We start from the raw sequence: 16494 nt of genomic DNA, 5'->3' as shown, positions 1-16494 counted from the left end.
AATTGGCGAAATTTTACAGTGAACTGATTGAATTTATAAGGAGTTATGCGAGATGAACTTAGAAAAAAGTAAGCCAGTAAATGAAGAGGTCGCTGAATTAAAAGAACTAATCAAAGAATTACATGGAAGTGTGCACCAACTTCAAAGTGAAGTGCAGCAACTAAGGCACGAAAGGCCGGTTGTTGAAGTGAGGAAAGGTGTTCAATTATCACCAACAATCATCGGACAAATTGGTGGTATGATTTTAGGTGGATTAGCAATTATAGGTATATTTTGGTGATGGAAAAAGGTATGCGGCGTAGTGCTGCATACCTTTTTTGTTTGAAGATATAATTTCATATAATACAGCTTTTACATTAAATAACGTAAATATATATAAGCATGTGATAACAATAGAGCAATGATCGTTAAGGGGAAACCGATTTTTAAGAAGTCCATATAAGAGAACCCATGTCCTTCACGTTTTGCAATACCAGCAACGACTACGTTTGCTGATGCTCCAATTAATGTTCCGTTGCCTCCTAGGCAAGCTCCAAGTGATAACGCCCACCATAGTACTTCAATTTGCGGAGAATCGACAGATAGTCCGAGTCCTGTAGCTAAATCTTGAATAAGTGGAATCATCGTTGCGACAAATGGGATGTTATCAATTGTCGCAGATGCGATGCCAGATACCCATAAGATAAGTATAGCAGCGAAACCGATATCGCCATTTGTTACGTCGAGTACTTCTTTTGCGAGTGAAGAAATAAGTCCGATATCAATTAATCCGCCAACGAGAACGAATAGTCCAGCGAAGAAGAAAATTGTTACCCATTCAACGTGGGCAAATACATCTTCAATATCATGTTCTTTCACACCGATTAACATAAGAAGTGTAGCACCTGTCATCGCAATAACGGCAGCGTCTACATGAATAATAGAATGAAGTACAAAGCCTAAAATAGTTAGTCCTAAAATCGTAATGGATTTTAAAAGGAGGCTCTGATCTTTAATATAATCTTTTTCATTTAATGCCATTAGCTTTTCGATTTGCTCAGGCGTTGTTTTTAGTTTGTTGCGATACATGAAGTAAATAATGCCAAGTGTAACGATAGAAATAATGATTACGATTGGAGCTAAGTTTAGTAAAAAGGCATTAAAGTCTAAATGCTTATTAGCTGATCCAATCATAATGTTCGGTGGGTCACCAATTAATGTTGCTGTTCCACCTATATTTGAAAATAGTACTTCTGAAATCAAATAAGGAACAGGATTTACTTTTAAAATACGTGTAATGGATAGTGTAACAGGTACGATTAATAATACGGTTGTTACGTTGTCCAAAAATGCAGAACCGACAGCGGTTAATATGGATAGTAATAATAAAATGCGGATTGGTTTTCCGCCAGCTGTTTTTGCTGCTTTAATGGCTACAAATTCAAATACGCCTGATTGACTCGCAATATGTACGAGAATCATCATCCCAATTAAAAGGGTGATTGTTTCCCATTGAATATGTGATGTGAAAGCAGTATGTAAATCTACAATTCCAAAAATAATCATAATAGCAGCACCGAATAGTGCGATTACAGCACGATTCAATTTCTCAGAAATAATAAAACCGTACGTGACTAAAAATACAGCAATTGCAAAATAATATTGCCAATTTGCTACTTCATGTGCTGAATGTTCCAAACATGTCACCTTCTTTAAAGTATGTATTCAATTGTAAAAATGCATCCCTCTGCGTAATTTATATTGTAGCAAATTCAAAAAAGAAAGAAAACTATTTAACAAAGTGAAGGAAAAAACATCAATTCTACATATGATATAAAAAAATAAAAAAACACAGTGCAAATTATTAGGAAAAGTGAGCGTTGTCCTCTAATATAGAGATAGCAATTTACATTATTTTTGCGTAAAATGGTTTAAAGAGGTGAATTCCGATGGAAATAGTAAAAGATAGTTCTCTTATTCAAAATGAAATCGAACGTTTTGTAAATAAAGATGTATATATTCATTTAGAAACGACAAACGGAGCGTATGCATCACACATAAATGAAAAGATGATGACAGTTGGAGCATTCATTCGAAATGCAATTATCCGTTTTGAGCGCGGGAAAATAACTGGAACAAACCCATACCGAGTTGGTCTAAAAATGGATCATGGCTGGGTATATGCTGAAGGTATTACGCATTGGGAAGTAGATGATCAAGAGCGTTTATTATTAGCTGGACATGATAATCTAGGCCGCCTAGCAGTTGCGCTTGAATTAAGCTTAACACCATTTAAGTAAGAAGGAGGGAAACTTATGGAGAGACATGTACTTGTTGTATTTCCGCATCCAGATGATGAAGCATATGCTGCGGGAGGAACAATTCGCTTATTAACAGATCAAGGAGTACCTGTAACGTATGCATGTGGTACTCTTGGACAAATGGGACGTAATATGGGGAAAAACGTATTCGCTAACCGTGAAACGATTCCAAATATTCGCGAGAAAGAATTGAAAGAGGCTTGTGAAGCGATGGGCATTCAAGATTTAAGAATGCTTGGTTTCCATGATAAAACGTTAGAGTTTGAAGATGTTGATTTCGTTGCAGACAAAATTGAAGCAATCATTCAAGAAGTAAATCCATCTCGAATTATTACATTTTATCCTGAGCATGGCGTACATCCAGACCATAATGCATTTGGCCGTGCTGTCGTTCGCGCTGTATCACGTATGCCAAAAGAAGGGCGTCCAGTCATTCATGCAGTTGCAATTACGAAAAATCGTGAAGCAGTACTCGGTGAGCCGGATGTTGTAAATAATATTAGTGAAGTATTTGAACATAAGTTAACTGCACTAGGTGCACATCGTTCACAAACAGAAGCGATGCTGGAAGACACGCATGCAAAAATAAAAAATAAAGATGCAGCAACATTAAAATGGCTGCAACTTGAACAGTTTTGGACTTATAAATGGGAGTAGGCTAGAAGGGTATCTTCTAGTAGCTCTTACATATAAAAAGCGCCGTCACTTGTGATGGCGCTTTTTTTGTTAAAGACTATATATTTCTTAGAGCCGTACTTCAAATTTTAAAATTAGCGTGCAGTATAGCCACCATCAACAAGAAGTGTTGTACCATTAACAAAGCTAGCATCATCACTTGCTAAAAATAAGACAGCTTTGGCTACTTCTTTTGGTGTTCCAAGTCTGCCTTGTGGATGAAGTGAAGCTAAATATCCTTTCTGTTGAGGATTAATACTACCAAGTAAAGGGGTGTCAATATAGCCAGGGCACACCGCATTAATACGTATTCCATATTTAGCGTAGGCAGTACATAAATTTTGAGTTAATAGTTTCACACCACCTTTTGCAGAGGAGTATGCTGTTGGGGTAGGTAATGAAACAAAACTATGAATCGAACCAGCGTTAACGATGACACCGCCTGTACCTTGTTTAAGAAATTGTTCAATCGAATATTTATCAGAAAGGAATACCCCAGACAAGTTAATATCAATGGTTCTTTTCCATTTTTCATAGGACAATTCGTTTGCCGGTGCATCATCAGCAACGCCGGCATTGGCATACATAATATCTAATTTACCGTATTTACTTACTGTCTCATGGATTAGCTGTTTAATATCTGCTTCTTTTGTTACATCAGTTTTAATAAATAATGTATTATATCCATGTGCATTTAATTCATCTGATAGGCCTTTTCCGCGTGCAGAAAAGTCAGCAATAACTACTTTTGCACCTTCTTCAATAAAAAGGCGAACAGTGGATTCACCAATTCCACTTGCACCACCAGTTATGATTGCTACTTTGTCTTTTAATTTCATATAAACCTCTCCATTCATCAATGAATTTAAGTCAAATTTTTTAGTCTGGTTATATCACTATTAACCTTAAATAATAAGTAGATAGAAGAAAAAATTAGCGTTTACTTAATTGTGAGAGTACTAATTTTTTCTTTATTTACTTTCTTTCTTTTTTGCACTTAATCCTTTTAGAACTGATATTTAGTAATAGTGTATAAGAAGCGTATATTTTGAATTATTTAATAGATTGATATATATTTATATTAATTTAATGATTTTAGTTTGTTAAAAATGGGGAAATTGATATGAAGATTAAATTTGCTGTAATAAAAGATGAAAATTTTGATTTTAGTCTATTAGAAACAAAATTATTGAAAACCTTTAAAGAAGTGGATAGTAAAGCTGATATTGTAAAAGTTGAGGATGAAATTTTTGAAAACAATGCTATTCAAACTCATTTAGTGGAAATCAGCATTAATGTTAATGGGAAAAATATCGGATATAGATCTGCTTCAGCTAGTATATTTCTTGTACTAGAGAGTTTATCAATACAGCTATTTCATATTAATATTAGTATACATTAAGTAGCTAAAAAAGCTGATTTTTAAGAAGAGAATACTGACTATATTGAGTTGTAAATATGAGAATGGTGATTTAAATAATAGTAATTATCGTAGGTGCTACCACATGTTGGATTGCACCTTGTTTGTTGTTAAAAAAATAAAATAGCCTTTAAATATGCTACAGGTCTTTATGAAACGGCATATAAAGAGTACTTAGAATACATTATTAAAGTAGAATAATGAGATTTCTTTTTATACCACATATTATCTAAACGAAGACTTATATATAGGAGAATGGAAACGTGTAAGTAATTCAATTAGATTGTACAAATAATTTGGTGTGCGGATATACGGAATGTATTCACAGGTAAGAGGGTTGTCTCATAATATATATAGTTTTTTCTATTGAGATGAACAGATGGTGTAAATATATGGAAGATGTTTACGCTAAAATTGACAGTCTCAAGGCGGGGCAAAAAGAAATTATGAGAGACATTCGTAATTTAGAAACGCGTACCACTATTAATGAGAAAGACATAGCAACAATCAATAAGCAATTGGAAAAAATAAGTACAAACATAACTTGGATTTTGCGAATTATTATAAGTGCAATAGTAATGTCAGTTTTGGGGTTGATATTAAAAGGGATGATTTAATCTTGTGAAATAGGACGATATAAAAGAAAGAGGGGAGCTTCCCCTTTCTTTTATGTAAATGAGAAGCTATAAATTTTCCGTTTCTTTTTTATCTGCATATTTTTCCTCTAAGGAAATTAATAGAGGAATTGATATAGTTACAAGAATGATTAAAGTGGTTATAAAAGATTTAGAAAGAGAAAAAGAACCTTCGATTAAAGGTGATAAAAACTTGAATGAAAGTATACTTGTTATTAAGGAAACTACTAAAAAGCTAAAAAGAGACACATTTTTATTTTTGATAGATGTTTCTATAAAATCTTTAAGACAGCTTATGACGACAAATATAGTTAATATAATAAGAGAAATAAAATAATGTGTTAAATTTGTCATACTAATAGTAGAGTCGTCTATTATGTAAGCAAGTAACTTAGATACTAACATACCTCCAAACAATAAAATAATAAAAGCAAGTAATCCTTCTGATATATAAGTGCTGAAATTATCTTTCTTGTTAAATAGTTTATAGTTTAGAGTAGATTGGATTATTTGAATTAGGAATAGGGTAATAATCCACACATAATATACAATTGGTAATTCTCCTGAGAATAGAGAAATTAGGAAGTTTACTATGGTCCTTAAAATTTCAATCATTACAAAAGTCCTCCTGTTTGTAAGCTTTGCGACATTAAAAAATGCTAGTCTATCGTTTGATAATTAGATCCATTAATTCAAACTACTCCTAATTATTCCATAAAAAGGTGATGGTATCAAGTTATCCTTCTAACAAATCCTCCAAGGCTCAACACTAGAAAAAGAAATGTAATATGTAATATAATTGAAAAAGCATATATTAAAATCAATGTTAATATTACCCTCCTATAAGTATTAACATGCGTAATTGAGGTGTTTTCTTTGTTGTTTTATGATCGAATTTCTATAATGGCCCCTCCTGTTCCATAGCTAAGGAAAGTCTATTCATTTCTGAGATTTTCAAAGTTATAGGAGGGTATTAAAAGTGAAAAAAGTCTCAGTACCGTCACTTTGGTTAATGATTATTCTTGTGGCATTTCCACAAATTAGTGAAACAATTTACACACCGTCTTTACCAGATATTTCAAAGGCGTTGCACGTAAGTAATAATGAGGTACAGTTAACACTTAGTGTTTATTTTGCTGGATTTGCTTTAGGTGTATTTTTTATTGGATGGTTATCAGATATAATTGGTCGTCGCCCAGCAATGTTATTTGGAATTGTAGTATATGGCGCTGGAAGTTTCTTATGCTATATTGCAAATTCTATTGAATTTTTATTGTTTAGTCGTTTTATTCAAGCATTTGGAGCAAGTGCTGGTTCAGTTGTGACACAAACGATTCTTCGTGAAAGTGTAGAGGGGCATAAACGTCATGTTATGTTTGCTCAAATTTCGGCAGTCATTGCTTTTACACCAGCGATAGGTCCACTAATTGGGGGCTTTCTTGATCAAATGTTTGGATTTAAAATAGTATTTTTAAGTTTAGTTGTTATGAGTGTCGGGATTTTGCTTTATACTTTTGTTTCGCTTCCGGAAACAAAAACGGACGCAATAACGGGTAAAATAAATGTATTTTCTGTATTAAAACGGTTGATTACAAATCCGAAAGTAGTAACGTATGGATTATTAATTGGAGGAGCGAATGGTGTTTTATTTAGCTACTATGCAGAAGCGCCGTTTATCTTTATTGAATACTTTCAGTTATCGCCTAGTATGTACGGATTTCTAGGAATTGTTGTCGCTTCCGCTTCTATTATTGGGGCGAAAGGTTCAAAGCGGTTACTTGCTACTTATAAACCAGAGAAAATCATATATATCGGTTGTCTTGTAATGACAGGGGGAGCAGTCATTTTATCTGTTATTACGTTTGTTGGATCAAATCCAAACGTAATATATATGATTGGATTTTTAGTAGCGATGTTTATATTGCTATTAGGAATTGGGGTAGCATTGCCTAACTGTTTAAGTTTAGCATTAGTAGATTTTCAAGATGTCATTGGTACAGCTGGAGCATTGTTTAGCTTAGGCTACTATGTAATTGTAACGATGACAATTTGGGGAATGAGTCAGCTTCATACGGGCTCGTTGATGGTGATGCCGCTTTATTTTCTGGCTATAGTAGTTATCATGATGGTATTTACTAAAGTGTTTATTTTAGGTAAACAAACTTCAAAAATGATTTGAAAATAAAATAGGAACAAATCGTTATTTTGTGCAAATGTATTAATTCTTAAGTATAAAAACAATAATGCCCTCTCAAAATTTTTTGGGAGGGCATTATTGTTTTATTACATCTAAAATAGTTTTTTCATTCAAATGAATTCCTATGTTTAACATTTTTTGGGTAATGTAGTTGTAATGAAAATATTCTTTTATTATAATTACTAATATATTCAAATCATTATATATTAGAGGGAGCGAAAGTTTTTTGAGTGAAGTATCTAAAGAAATTAAAATAGCAGAGAAATTAAAATTTTGGGAAGAGCAAGATCAAATAAATAAAGAATTAATACCGAGAGTTGTGAAAAATCATGAAATGATTACAGACTTGGCAGCTCAATTTGATAAAAATTTAATATCTATGTCTTTGTCGCAAGAAAACATAGATAAAAATAATGAAGAGATTGGTAGTTTACATGAGGAGTTAAAAAGCGAATCATCTAAACGGATGGAACAAATACGTGAATTAACTGCTAAAGTAGAAGAACAAGATATACATATTAGTGAAATGAAAAGTATGTTGATTAATCAAGAGGAAGAGATTAGAGAAGTAAAAAAAGTTCTGGAAAAAGTGAATAAAAGTTTAGGAGTTACAGGAAATAATAAAGGGAATTTAGCTGTCAATATAGGTGTTTTAATTGCAATGATACTATCTATTATTACAATTATTCTATGAGGTGTAAGTATGGAATCTTATAAAATGCTGGAGTCATTAAAAAAAATACCGAAATCAGCATCAAATAATGTATCAAAAGAAAAAATGTTTTCTCAATTAGAAGCGTTAAAAGATAGAGATGTTGTACTACAAGCAGGCATTTATTCATCAATAATAGGTTATCAAATACTTGAAACAAGAAATGTTCCGGATGAGTTGTTTGATGCATATGCTTCCCAGTACCCACAACTTTCTAGTAGTGGTGTATCTCTTTATGAAAAGTATGTAGAAGTTTATGAAAAGGGAGAAGGTTCTATTGCTGGTTTGGTAAATGGGGTTAAAGGAAAGCAATTTGAATATTATGTTCAAAATAACTTATCAGAAAGATATCCGGACTATGATTTTACTATTGCAGAGAGTGCGAATCAACCTATATGGGATATAAAAGGTATTAGCCAAGAAAACGGGGAAGAAATGTTAATTCAGGTGAAAATGATGGATCCTGCCCAAGCAAACCATTTATCTAATATTATGCAAGATAATCCGGATGTTTATTATACTACTAGCTCAGAAATACGAGAAAAAATTCTTACTGCAAAACCGGAATTACAGGAACAATTTATTCCAATCGATATCTCAAGTTATGAATTTACACAAGACGTAAAAGATGGATTGGAAACATTGAGGGAAAACTTAGGAATTGATGTGCCAGATGAAGTTTTTGCATTAGCACCATATTCAACAGAAATAGTTTTAGGGATAAGACTACTCTTCGATTTAGCCTCGGTGAATAGAGATTTTAAACAAGTACAAGCTACTGATAAAGCACGTCTAGGAGCAGTGAAAGCTTTAATTCTGTTTTCAAGGTTTGGCATAAATACAATTTTAGGTGTTGTGGGATCGTCACTAGGTACAATAGCAATCCCTGGTATCGGTACAGTGATAGGTGTAGTAGCTGGAGTGTATGTAGGGAGTAAATTAAATAGAAAAATTGCACCATACTCACTGAAAATCGCATACATATTAGTAGGACTTGATGAAGAAGATGTATTCTACTTTAAAAATACGGAAAGGATACATGACTTGGCACTTGAGTATAGAAAAAATAGTGTGTTTTTACAACAATCATAATTGTATTTATAAAAGAGTCTCATTTTTTAATGAGACTCTTTTATATTTTATGAACATAACTATAGGTATGAATATGTAATTAATGTTAAAATGTAGCAAAGTTGTATAGTTATAGTTATAGTTATAGTTATAGTTATAGTTATTGGGGAGGGTGAAAATATGTTAATGAACCTAGTATGCGCTCTACTAATCATTTCCGGACTTATTATAGTTGTGAGAAAAAATTTCATTTTAAATCATTATCTTTGTAATTTAATGGCATTCTTTTGCGCTTATATGACAACATCTTCCTACGTATTAGAGCAACTTTCGTTAACAAAAACTATATTGATACTATGTTTGTTGCTGATAACTTTTATTCTTATATACTCACATTTCGAGATTAGAGGGCTCGCTTTTAACGATTATACGGTATTTAATCTACCTTCTAGCCGAGTGAATATATTAGTGAAAGACGGGTTAACCGAAGCGAACATAGAATTTACATTGGATAAAAATAATATATATTTATCAGAATCTCCTGTTAAAATTCGAATATTGAATAGGCCATTACATACAACTAATATTTTATTTAGAAAATGCCCAGAGGATATAAAGACAAAAATTAAAGGTATTATTAAGGAAAAGATAAAAGCTGAGGAGAAGAGTTTTCCTCTTTCCGGTGTATTGTTGATTGTTTTAAGTGCGGTTATATTTTTCTTAAAGTAGGAGATGGGAAAGAGAATTTTCAGCTGTGATAATGGGATAATTAAGAAAAGTAGAAGTTAGTGACTTTGTAGTTCTACTAATATATTAAATTTCTGCGTGATACGTTAATCGCATGTGTAAGCAATTACAGTACAAACTATAAAGAGTGAAGTATATACAGTATGAAACCGAGGCGGATATTTTCTCCTCGGTTATTTATATTGTAATAATATTCATACCGGAATCATATTGAATAGATGTATTTTATTGTTAATTTAGTTAAAAATTAATCAAACTAATGTATAATAATTTACTGAAAAAATAATTGAACTTTTCAGATAAATGAATTAATATGAAGTGAGCAATTTTAAATTTTATAGAAAATAGGAAGATGAGGGGTTTTGGAAATTTTATAAGAGGCAAAATGAGATTTTAGGATAGCTTTAAAGTTAGTCTAAAATGACGTTTGTTTCATCATTTTCAGGGCCAAACAGGAATTAGGGTACACCATCTTACTTTAAATGCGGCTATGAATCATCTAAGAGGGGGAAATGAAGTGGCAAACAAAGAATTGAAACGAGGTTTAGAAGCACGTCATATTCAAATGATTGCTTTAGGCGGAACAATTGGTGTTGGTTTGTTTATGGGGTCAGCCAGCACGATTAAATGGACAGGTCCGTCAGTAATGCTTGCATATGCAATCGCAGGTGTTTTCATCTTCTTCATTATGCGTGCCATGGGAGAAATGTTGTATATGGAGCCAAGCACAGGTTCATTTGCGACATTTGGTCACAAATATATTCATCCGTTAGCTGGTTATATGACAGCGTGGAGTAACTGGTTTCAGTGGGTTATTGTTGGGATGTCAGAGATTATCGCAGTTGGAGCGTATATGAAATATTGGTTCCCGGATTTACCAGCTTGGATACCTGGTATTATCGCGATGGTTATTCTTGGTGCGGCTAACTTAATTTCTGTTAAGTCATTTGGTGAATTTGAATTTTGGTTTGCGATGATTAAAATCGTTACGATTCTATTAATGATTATTGCGGGATTTGGACTTATTTTCTTTGGAATTGGTAACGGCGGAGAAGCGATTGGCATATCTAATCTTTGGGCAAAAGGTGGTTTCTTTACAGGTGGTTTTTCAGGATTCTTCTTTGCATTATCACTTGTAGTTGGAGCGTATCAAGGTGTGGAATTAATCGGGATTACTGCTGGTGAAGCGAAAGATCCGAAGAAGACACTTACTAGAGCAATTCAAAGTACAATTTGGCGTATTTTAATTTTCTATATTGGTGCTATTTTCGTTATTGTAACTGTTTATCCTTGGGATCAATTAAGTTCAATTGGTAGTCCGTTCGTAGCGACTTTTGCGAAAGTTGGTATTACGGCAGCTGCGGGACTTATTAACTTCGTTGTTATTACAGCCGCAATGTCTGGTTGTAACAGTGGTATTTATAGTGCTGGACGTATGCTTTATACACTAGGTGTAAATGGACAAGCACCGAAATACTTTACGAAGATCTCTAATAACGGTGTACCTTTATTCGGTACAGTTGGTGTAATTATCGGTTTAGCGGTTGGTGTTGTTTTAAGTTATATTGCACCAAAAAACTTATTCGTATATGTATATAGTGCGAGTGTACTTCCTGGTATGGTGCCATGGTTTGTCATTTTAATTAGTCAAATTCGTTTTAGAAAAGAAAAGGGAGCAGAGATGAAAGATCATCCATTCAAAATGCCATTTGCTCCTGTTACAAACTATTTGACGATAGCCTTTTTAATTATGGTATTAATCGGAATGTGGTTTAACGATGATACACGTATTTCACTAATTGTAGGTATTGTTTTCTTAGCTATCGTAACAATTAGTTTCTATGCTTTCGGAATAGGGAAACGAGCTCCGTTAGACGTTAAAAATGATCAAGAGATTTCAAGTAAATAAAGATAGTAAAAAGTCCGATTTCCCGTTTAGAAATCGGACTTTTTATTATTAAAATTTCTCTACAACGATCTTTCCAATTGTACGCCCACTTTCAAGTTGTGCATGTGCTTTCTTTATGTTTTCAGCGTTAATTGGTGTGAATGTTTCATTTAATGTAGTCTTTAAAATACCTTCATCTAATAGCTCGCTTACTTTATTTAATAGTTCGTGCTGCGTACTCATATCACCAGTTTCATACATCGCTTTTGTAAACATAAACTCCCAAACGAATGTAGCACTTTTACTTTTTAAAATTCCCATCTCAAGAGGGTGTTCATTTTCTACGATAGAGCAAATTTTACCTTGTGGTTTAATGATGTCACCCATCGCGTGCCAATGCTGATCAGTATTGTTTAAGCAGAAGATATAATCTACATCTTTTAGCCCAAATTCTAATATTTGATCTTTTAAAGGTTGGTGATGATTAACTATATAATCTGCACCGAATTTTTCCACCCAGTGTATAGTTTCGTTGCGGGATGCGGTTGCGATTACGTTTAGTCCAGCCCATTTAGCTAACTGTATAGCAATCGAGCCAACACCACCAGCTCCGCCGATAATTAAAATGTTTTTAAATGAATTTTCATCTTTCTTATTATAATCAATCCCTAAACGTTCAAACAAACCTTCCCATGCGGTAATGGCTGTTAAAGGAAGTGCTGCAGATTCAGCATCACTTAACGTTTTTGGTTTTTTACCAACAATTCTTTCATCAACTAAATGGTATTCACTGTATGTACCTTGCCTTGTAATGCTTCCAGCGTAAAACACTTCATCGCCTTCTTTAAATAACGTACAACCATCGCCAGTTTGCACGACAACACCACTAGCATCCCAGCCAAGTATTTTTGCTATATCTTCTTTTTTATCTTTTGGAGATCGAACTTTTGTATCAACTGGATTAACGGAAATAGCGTTAATCTTTACAAGTATATCTCTTCCTGTGGCAACAGGTCTTTCAACTTCAATATCAATTAAACTGTTTTCTTCTTCAATAGGTAAGTATTCATGTAAACCAATTGCTTTCATTTTTATTCCCTCCATTAAAGTAAGAGTATTTTTCTCTTTTATTATAGTAGGTAAAGTGTCATTATGTAAAAAAGTTGGGTCCTTTCCATTTTGTTAAAGGCTTGTTTCAACCTCATTTAGAACTTTGTAACTGGAGAGGAGCCATCGTTTTGATTTTATAAGCGTCGGATGAAAGGTATACTTATTTTTCCAGTGTACCTTGCAATGAACAATACCAAGTGTTATATTATACTTGTAGTTACTTATTATAAAACAGTACTAAACAATAAATAGTAGTAGATGCCAATTAGAATAGGGTGAATGAATATTGAATGTACAATTTAAAAAAGGAGTTTTAGAACTTTGTGTTCTTGTCTTACTTGATAAGCAAGACCGTTATGGGTATGAATTAGTTCGGAGTATTTCCAATCAAATTGAAATATCAGAAGGGTCTGTTTATCCTCTACTTCGTAGATTAACTAAAGAAGAATATTTTACAACGTATTTACAGGAGTCTTCAGAAGGGCCTTCAAGGAAGTATTATAAACTGACGGATAAAGGTAGAACGTATTTGTATCAACTTTTGGAGGAATGGAATGAGTTTTCACAAGGTGTCAATCAATTAATAAAAGAAGGTGTACGTAATGACGAAAAATAAATTTTTACAACAATTAAATGCATCTCTAAAAAGATTATCTGAAAAAGAGCGTGCAGATATTTTAAAAGATTATGAAGAACATTTTACTTTCGGATTAGAGGAAGGGAAAAGTGAAGAAGAAATTGTAGCTTCATTAGGTTCTCCAGCTCAAATCGCCAAAGAGTTATTAGCAGATTATCATATTGAGAAAGTAACAGCAAGTGCAACAACAGGAAATGTTTTTCGGGCAATTTGGGCAGTAATTGGATTAGGTTTTTTCAATTTGTTAATCGTGCTTGGACCTGCAATTACATTAGCGGCATTGATTTTTTCAGGATGGGTTCTAGGAATCTCATTTTTAGGTTCACCATTACTTGTTCTAGTTGATACTATTATACATCCAAATACATTCTTGTTATTTAATCTTTTCGTTTCTTTAGCACTTTGTGGACTTGGATATTTCATTGTAATTGCTATGTTATTTTTAACGAAGCTAGCAAAGAATGGATTTGTTCGTTATTTAAAGTTCAATATAGCACTAGTAAAAGGTGGTTTTAAGCATGATAAATAAAAAGAAACTTTCAATCATTGCAGGTATTATTTTCATTATTGGGATTGTGGGAAGTCTATTCACTTATCGTTCAATTGCCACAGTACCAATTTCAGAAGAAAAGGTCATTAACAATAATAATGTGTCAAGCGTCATTATCGATACGAATAACGTGCGTGTTAACATCAATCCTACAACAGAAAGTAACATGAAAGTAACATTAGATGGGGAAGTTAATCCTAACATAAAAAGAACATTAGCTACGGATGAAAAAGGTTCAACGCTTCTCATTTCTTACAAAGAAAAACAACAGAGTTGGTTCAACTTCAACATTTCTGAAGTATTGGTCCCATTAACATTAAATGTCTATCTGCCTGAAAAACAATATGATTCATTAAAAATTTCCAATAACAATGGTTACGTTTCTGCAAAACAACAAAATACAACGCATTTTGATATCAATACAAGCAATGGGCGTGTTGAATTAAGAGAGATCAATTCGCAAAAAATTAATGCGGAAACAAATAATGGAAGTATGGACTTTAAAGATATAACGGCGCAAAATATTCATGTGAAATCGAATAATGGACGAATAATGCTAGATCATGTTGAAGGTGAACTAGAAGGGCAATCTAAAAACGGAAGTCTTTCTCTTAAAACAAATGAACTTGATCGAAATCTCAATTTTACGACTCATAATGGCAAGATTAATATTGAAACTGAAAAAGAACCAACTAATGTTCAATTTAATGTCTCTGTCGACAATGGAAAAGCGAATATCCTGAATAAATATAATGGAAATGCCGTTATTGGGAAGGGAGAAAATCAAATTAAATTAAACACACATAACGGAAGTATTTCAGTGAAAAAGCATGGAAACTAAAGTAGCATATTACTCTTGAAAATTTTCGCTCATCACATATAAAGAGCATGCAAATCAATAATAAATAAGCAAAATAGCCGACTCCTTTTTTAAAACATGTAGGTAGTCGGTTATTTTATGTCCAAAATTCGTTTTAACGTCTTGGTTTCGACGACTCAATCAATTCTCTGAAAATATCAAATATATTCTGTTTTCAGGGAATTGTAGTGTTATTATAAGAAAAAGTGATACTTTTATCTTATATACTTAAAGGAGGATTGGATTTCTGCATAGGCTTTCCAGTATCACTGGATTTGGAATGAAAAGTTGTGAACAATTGAAAAGATAATAGTTGAAATAATGAAAGGTGAGAAGGAGTTTATTTCTCATAAGCGAAATATAGTATTGTTTTATCCTAAATTATTTGTAAAGGTGGATACATAATGACGGTAAAAAAGCTTTATTTCGTCCCAGCAGGTCGTTGTATGTTGGATCATTCGTCTGTTAACAGTACATTAACACCAGGAAAATTATTAGACTTACCGGTTTGGTGTTATCTTTTGGAGACTGAAGAAGGACCTATTTTAGTAGATACAGGTATGCCAGAAAGTGCGATTAATAATGAAGGCCTTTTTAACGGTACATTTGTTGAAGGACAGATTTTACCGAAAATGACTGAAGAAGATAGAATCGTGAATATTTTAAAACGCGTTGGTTATGAGCCGGAAGACCTTCTGTATATTATTAGTTCTCACTTACATTTTGATCATGCAGGAGGAAATGGTGCTTTTACAAATACACCGATTATTGTGCAGCGTGCTGAATATGAGGCGGCACAACATAGTGAAGAATATATGAAAGAATGTATATTGCCGAATTTGAAATACAAGATCATTGAAGGGGATTATGAAGTCGTACCAGGAGTTCAATTATTGTATACACCAGGACATACTCCGGGGCATCAGTCGCTATTCATTGAGACAGAGAACTCTGGCCCAGTGTTATTAACGATCGATGCATCGTATACGAAAGAAAATTTTGAAGATGAAGTGCGGTTCGCTGGATTTGATTCGGAATTAGCTTTATCTTCAATTAAACGTTTAAAAGAAGTTGTTAGGAAAGAGAACCCAATTGTTTTCTTTGGACATGATATAGAGCAGGAAAAGAGTTGTAAAGTGTTCCCTGAATATATATAAATAGAAAAAGTCATGGGCCTAGTAGCTCATGACTTTTTCTATTAAATAACCTTTTTAAATAAGTTATATACTTTTTTTGAATTACCTTCATTTAATTGATAATAAGTAAGGTCTACGTCATCAGGAGTGTTTTGATGGGCAATCATAACTTCACTACTGTTGTTATCTACTATCCAAATTAAATATTGTTTATAAGTTCCATCTTGGAAAGTAATCCACATGTTACAATCTACTAAATCAGAACCTTCTTCATCTAGCGTTAAATCGCCTTTTTTTGCTGTATCCATACTGTTAATGAATGTTTTTAATTCATCTGTTTTTGTAAGGAAGATAGATTTTTTTGTCTTAAGCGACTCTACATGTATATCTTTTATTTCCTGTTTTCCTAAAAAAACAGGAGGTGCATTTGGGTCTCTTTGAGTTGAAATAATAGTAGCTTTCTTCTTTGGTTTACTTGCTGTATAGAGATCTTGAATAGATTTTCCAGAGTTTAAAAACCATACGGTTCCAAAAACAATCAATGCGCTACCTATCAA

At 33.1% G+C, this 16494-nt stretch carries 19 protein-coding genes; 14 read left to right on the top strand and 5 right to left on the bottom strand.

Annotated features, from left to right (window positions below; all coding sequences use genetic code 11):
* Positions 1 to 52: 52 nt before the first annotated feature.
* Entirely contained in the window at positions 53 to 280 is a 228-nt protein-coding gene (locus tag MR155_RS14740; protein WP_002033458.1) for a coiled-coil domain-containing protein, read from the top strand.
* A gap of 71 nt (positions 281 to 351) precedes the next feature.
* Here MR155_RS14740 and MR155_RS14735 read toward each other — a convergent pair whose 3' ends face one another.
* Positions 352 to 1677, bottom strand: a complete 1326-nt coding sequence (locus MR155_RS14735; RefSeq protein WP_242310343.1) for an ArsB/NhaD family transporter — start codon at positions 1675 to 1677, stop codon at positions 352 to 354.
* A gap of 251 nt (positions 1678 to 1928) precedes the next feature.
* Between MR155_RS14735 and MR155_RS14730 the strand changes: the two genes are divergently transcribed.
* Both MR155_RS14730 and bshB2 read left to right on the top strand, forming a co-directional pair.
* Positions 1929 to 2279 carry a YojF family protein gene (locus MR155_RS14730; protein ID WP_000407045.1) on the top strand — a complete coding sequence of 117 codons (351 nt, stop codon included), beginning with the start codon at positions 1929 to 1931 and terminating at the stop codon, positions 2277 to 2279.
* A gap of 15 nt (positions 2280 to 2294) precedes the next feature.
* Positions 2295 to 2957 (top strand): bacillithiol biosynthesis deacetylase BshB2, encoded by a 663-nt coding sequence (gene bshB2 / locus MR155_RS14725; protein ID WP_219303228.1) that lies wholly within the window; start codon positions 2295 to 2297, stop codon positions 2955 to 2957.
* A 113-nt stretch (positions 2958 to 3070) separates the two neighbouring features.
* On the opposite strand, the gene MR155_RS14720 is transcribed toward bshB2, so the two are convergent.
* Complete coding sequence (locus tag MR155_RS14720) at positions 3071 to 3814, bottom strand: SDR family NAD(P)-dependent oxidoreductase (protein ID WP_002137578.1); 744 nt, start codon at positions 3812 to 3814, stop codon at positions 3071 to 3073.
* Between the two features lie 284 nt (positions 3815 to 4098).
* Here MR155_RS14720 and MR155_RS14715 point away from each other — a divergent pair, with 284 nt between their 5' ends.
* On the top strand, positions 4099 to 4377 hold the full coding sequence (locus MR155_RS14715) for a hypothetical protein (RefSeq protein ID WP_002137577.1): 279 nt from the start codon (positions 4099 to 4101) through the stop codon (positions 4375 to 4377).
* 410 nt (positions 4378 to 4787) lie between these two features.
* A complete protein-coding gene (locus MR155_RS14710; protein WP_242310341.1) occupies positions 4788 to 5012 on the top strand; it encodes a hemolysin XhlA family protein in 225 nt (74 codons plus the stop codon).
* A gap of 66 nt (positions 5013 to 5078) precedes the next feature.
* Here MR155_RS14710 and MR155_RS14705 read toward each other — a convergent pair whose 3' ends face one another.
* The gene (locus tag MR155_RS14705; RefSeq protein ID WP_002087629.1) at positions 5079 to 5645 is read right to left on the bottom strand and encodes a DUF5823 family protein; all 567 of its coding nucleotides are present in this window, start codon (positions 5643 to 5645) and stop codon (positions 5079 to 5081) included.
* Between the two features lie 364 nt (positions 5646 to 6009).
* Between MR155_RS14705 and MR155_RS14700 the strand changes: the two genes are divergently transcribed.
* The 5 genes from MR155_RS14700 (at position 6010) to MR155_RS14680 (ending at position 11666) form a co-directional block, all read left to right on the top strand.
* Positions 6010 to 7209 (top strand): multidrug effflux MFS transporter, encoded by a 1200-nt coding sequence (locus MR155_RS14700; protein ID WP_242310339.1) that lies wholly within the window; start codon positions 6010 to 6012, stop codon positions 7207 to 7209.
* 244 nt (positions 7210 to 7453) lie between these two features.
* On the top strand, positions 7454 to 7921 hold the full coding sequence (locus tag MR155_RS14695) for a hypothetical protein (RefSeq protein ID WP_242310337.1): 468 nt from the start codon (positions 7454 to 7456) through the stop codon (positions 7919 to 7921).
* A gap of 9 nt (positions 7922 to 7930) precedes the next feature.
* Positions 7931 to 9031 (top strand): sulfite exporter TauE/SafE family protein, encoded by a 1101-nt coding sequence (locus tag MR155_RS14690; RefSeq protein ID WP_242310335.1) that lies wholly within the window; start codon positions 7931 to 7933, stop codon positions 9029 to 9031.
* A gap of 159 nt (positions 9032 to 9190) precedes the next feature.
* The gene (locus tag MR155_RS14685; RefSeq protein WP_016095173.1) at positions 9191 to 9739 is read left to right on the top strand and encodes a hypothetical protein; all 549 of its coding nucleotides are present in this window, start codon (positions 9191 to 9193) and stop codon (positions 9737 to 9739) included.
* Positions 9740 to 10274: 535 nt separating this feature from the next.
* A complete protein-coding gene (locus MR155_RS14680) occupies positions 10275 to 11666 on the top strand; it encodes an amino acid permease (RefSeq protein WP_242310334.1) in 1392 nt (463 codons plus the stop codon).
* 48 nt (positions 11667 to 11714) lie between these two features.
* On the opposite strand, the gene MR155_RS14675 is transcribed toward MR155_RS14680, so the two are convergent.
* Positions 11715 to 12734, bottom strand: a complete 1020-nt coding sequence (locus MR155_RS14675) for a zinc-binding alcohol dehydrogenase family protein (protein ID WP_113735950.1) — start codon at positions 12732 to 12734, stop codon at positions 11715 to 11717.
* Positions 12735 to 13041: 307 nt separating this feature from the next.
* Between MR155_RS14675 and MR155_RS14670 the strand changes: the two genes are divergently transcribed.
* The 4 genes from MR155_RS14670 to aiiA all read left to right on the top strand — a co-directional run bounded on the left by MR155_RS14670 (position 13042) and on the right by aiiA (position 15958).
* Positions 13042 to 13371: a PadR family transcriptional regulator gene (locus MR155_RS14670; protein WP_002137567.1), complete on the top strand. Its 330-nt coding sequence runs from the start codon at positions 13042 to 13044 to the stop codon at positions 13369 to 13371.
* The gene (locus MR155_RS14665; RefSeq protein WP_002137566.1) at positions 13358 to 13921 is read left to right on the top strand and encodes an HAAS signaling domain-containing protein; all 564 of its coding nucleotides are present in this window, start codon (positions 13358 to 13360) and stop codon (positions 13919 to 13921) included. Before MR155_RS14670 ends, MR155_RS14665 begins: the two co-directional genes overlap by 14 nt.
* On the top strand, positions 13911 to 14783 hold the full coding sequence (locus tag MR155_RS14660; protein ID WP_002137564.1) for a DUF4097 family beta strand repeat-containing protein: 873 nt from the start codon (positions 13911 to 13913) through the stop codon (positions 14781 to 14783). The genes MR155_RS14665 and MR155_RS14660 overlap by 11 nt, the downstream gene beginning before the upstream one ends.
* 422 nt (positions 14784 to 15205) lie before the next feature.
* Positions 15206 to 15958 carry a quorum-quenching N-acyl homoserine lactonase AiiA gene (aiiA, locus tag MR155_RS14655; RefSeq protein WP_016100927.1) on the top strand — a complete coding sequence of 251 codons (753 nt, stop codon included), beginning with the start codon at positions 15206 to 15208 and terminating at the stop codon, positions 15956 to 15958.
* Positions 15959 to 15999: 41 nt separating this feature from the next.
* Here the strand turns inward: aiiA and MR155_RS14650 are convergent, their stop codons facing one another.
* Positions 16000 to 16479: a hypothetical protein gene (locus tag MR155_RS14650; protein ID WP_002128384.1), complete on the bottom strand. Its 480-nt coding sequence runs from the start codon at positions 16477 to 16479 to the stop codon at positions 16000 to 16002.
* Positions 16480 to 16494: the final 15 nt, after the last annotated feature.

Source organism: Bacillus cereus group sp. BfR-BA-01331, assembly GCF_022663915.1.
Taxonomy (GTDB): domain Bacteria; phylum Bacillota; class Bacilli; order Bacillales; family Bacillaceae_G; genus Bacillus_A; species Bacillus_A mycoides.
Note: the sequence above shows the minus strand (reverse complement) of the source record. Positions and strands in the feature narration are given on the sequence as shown.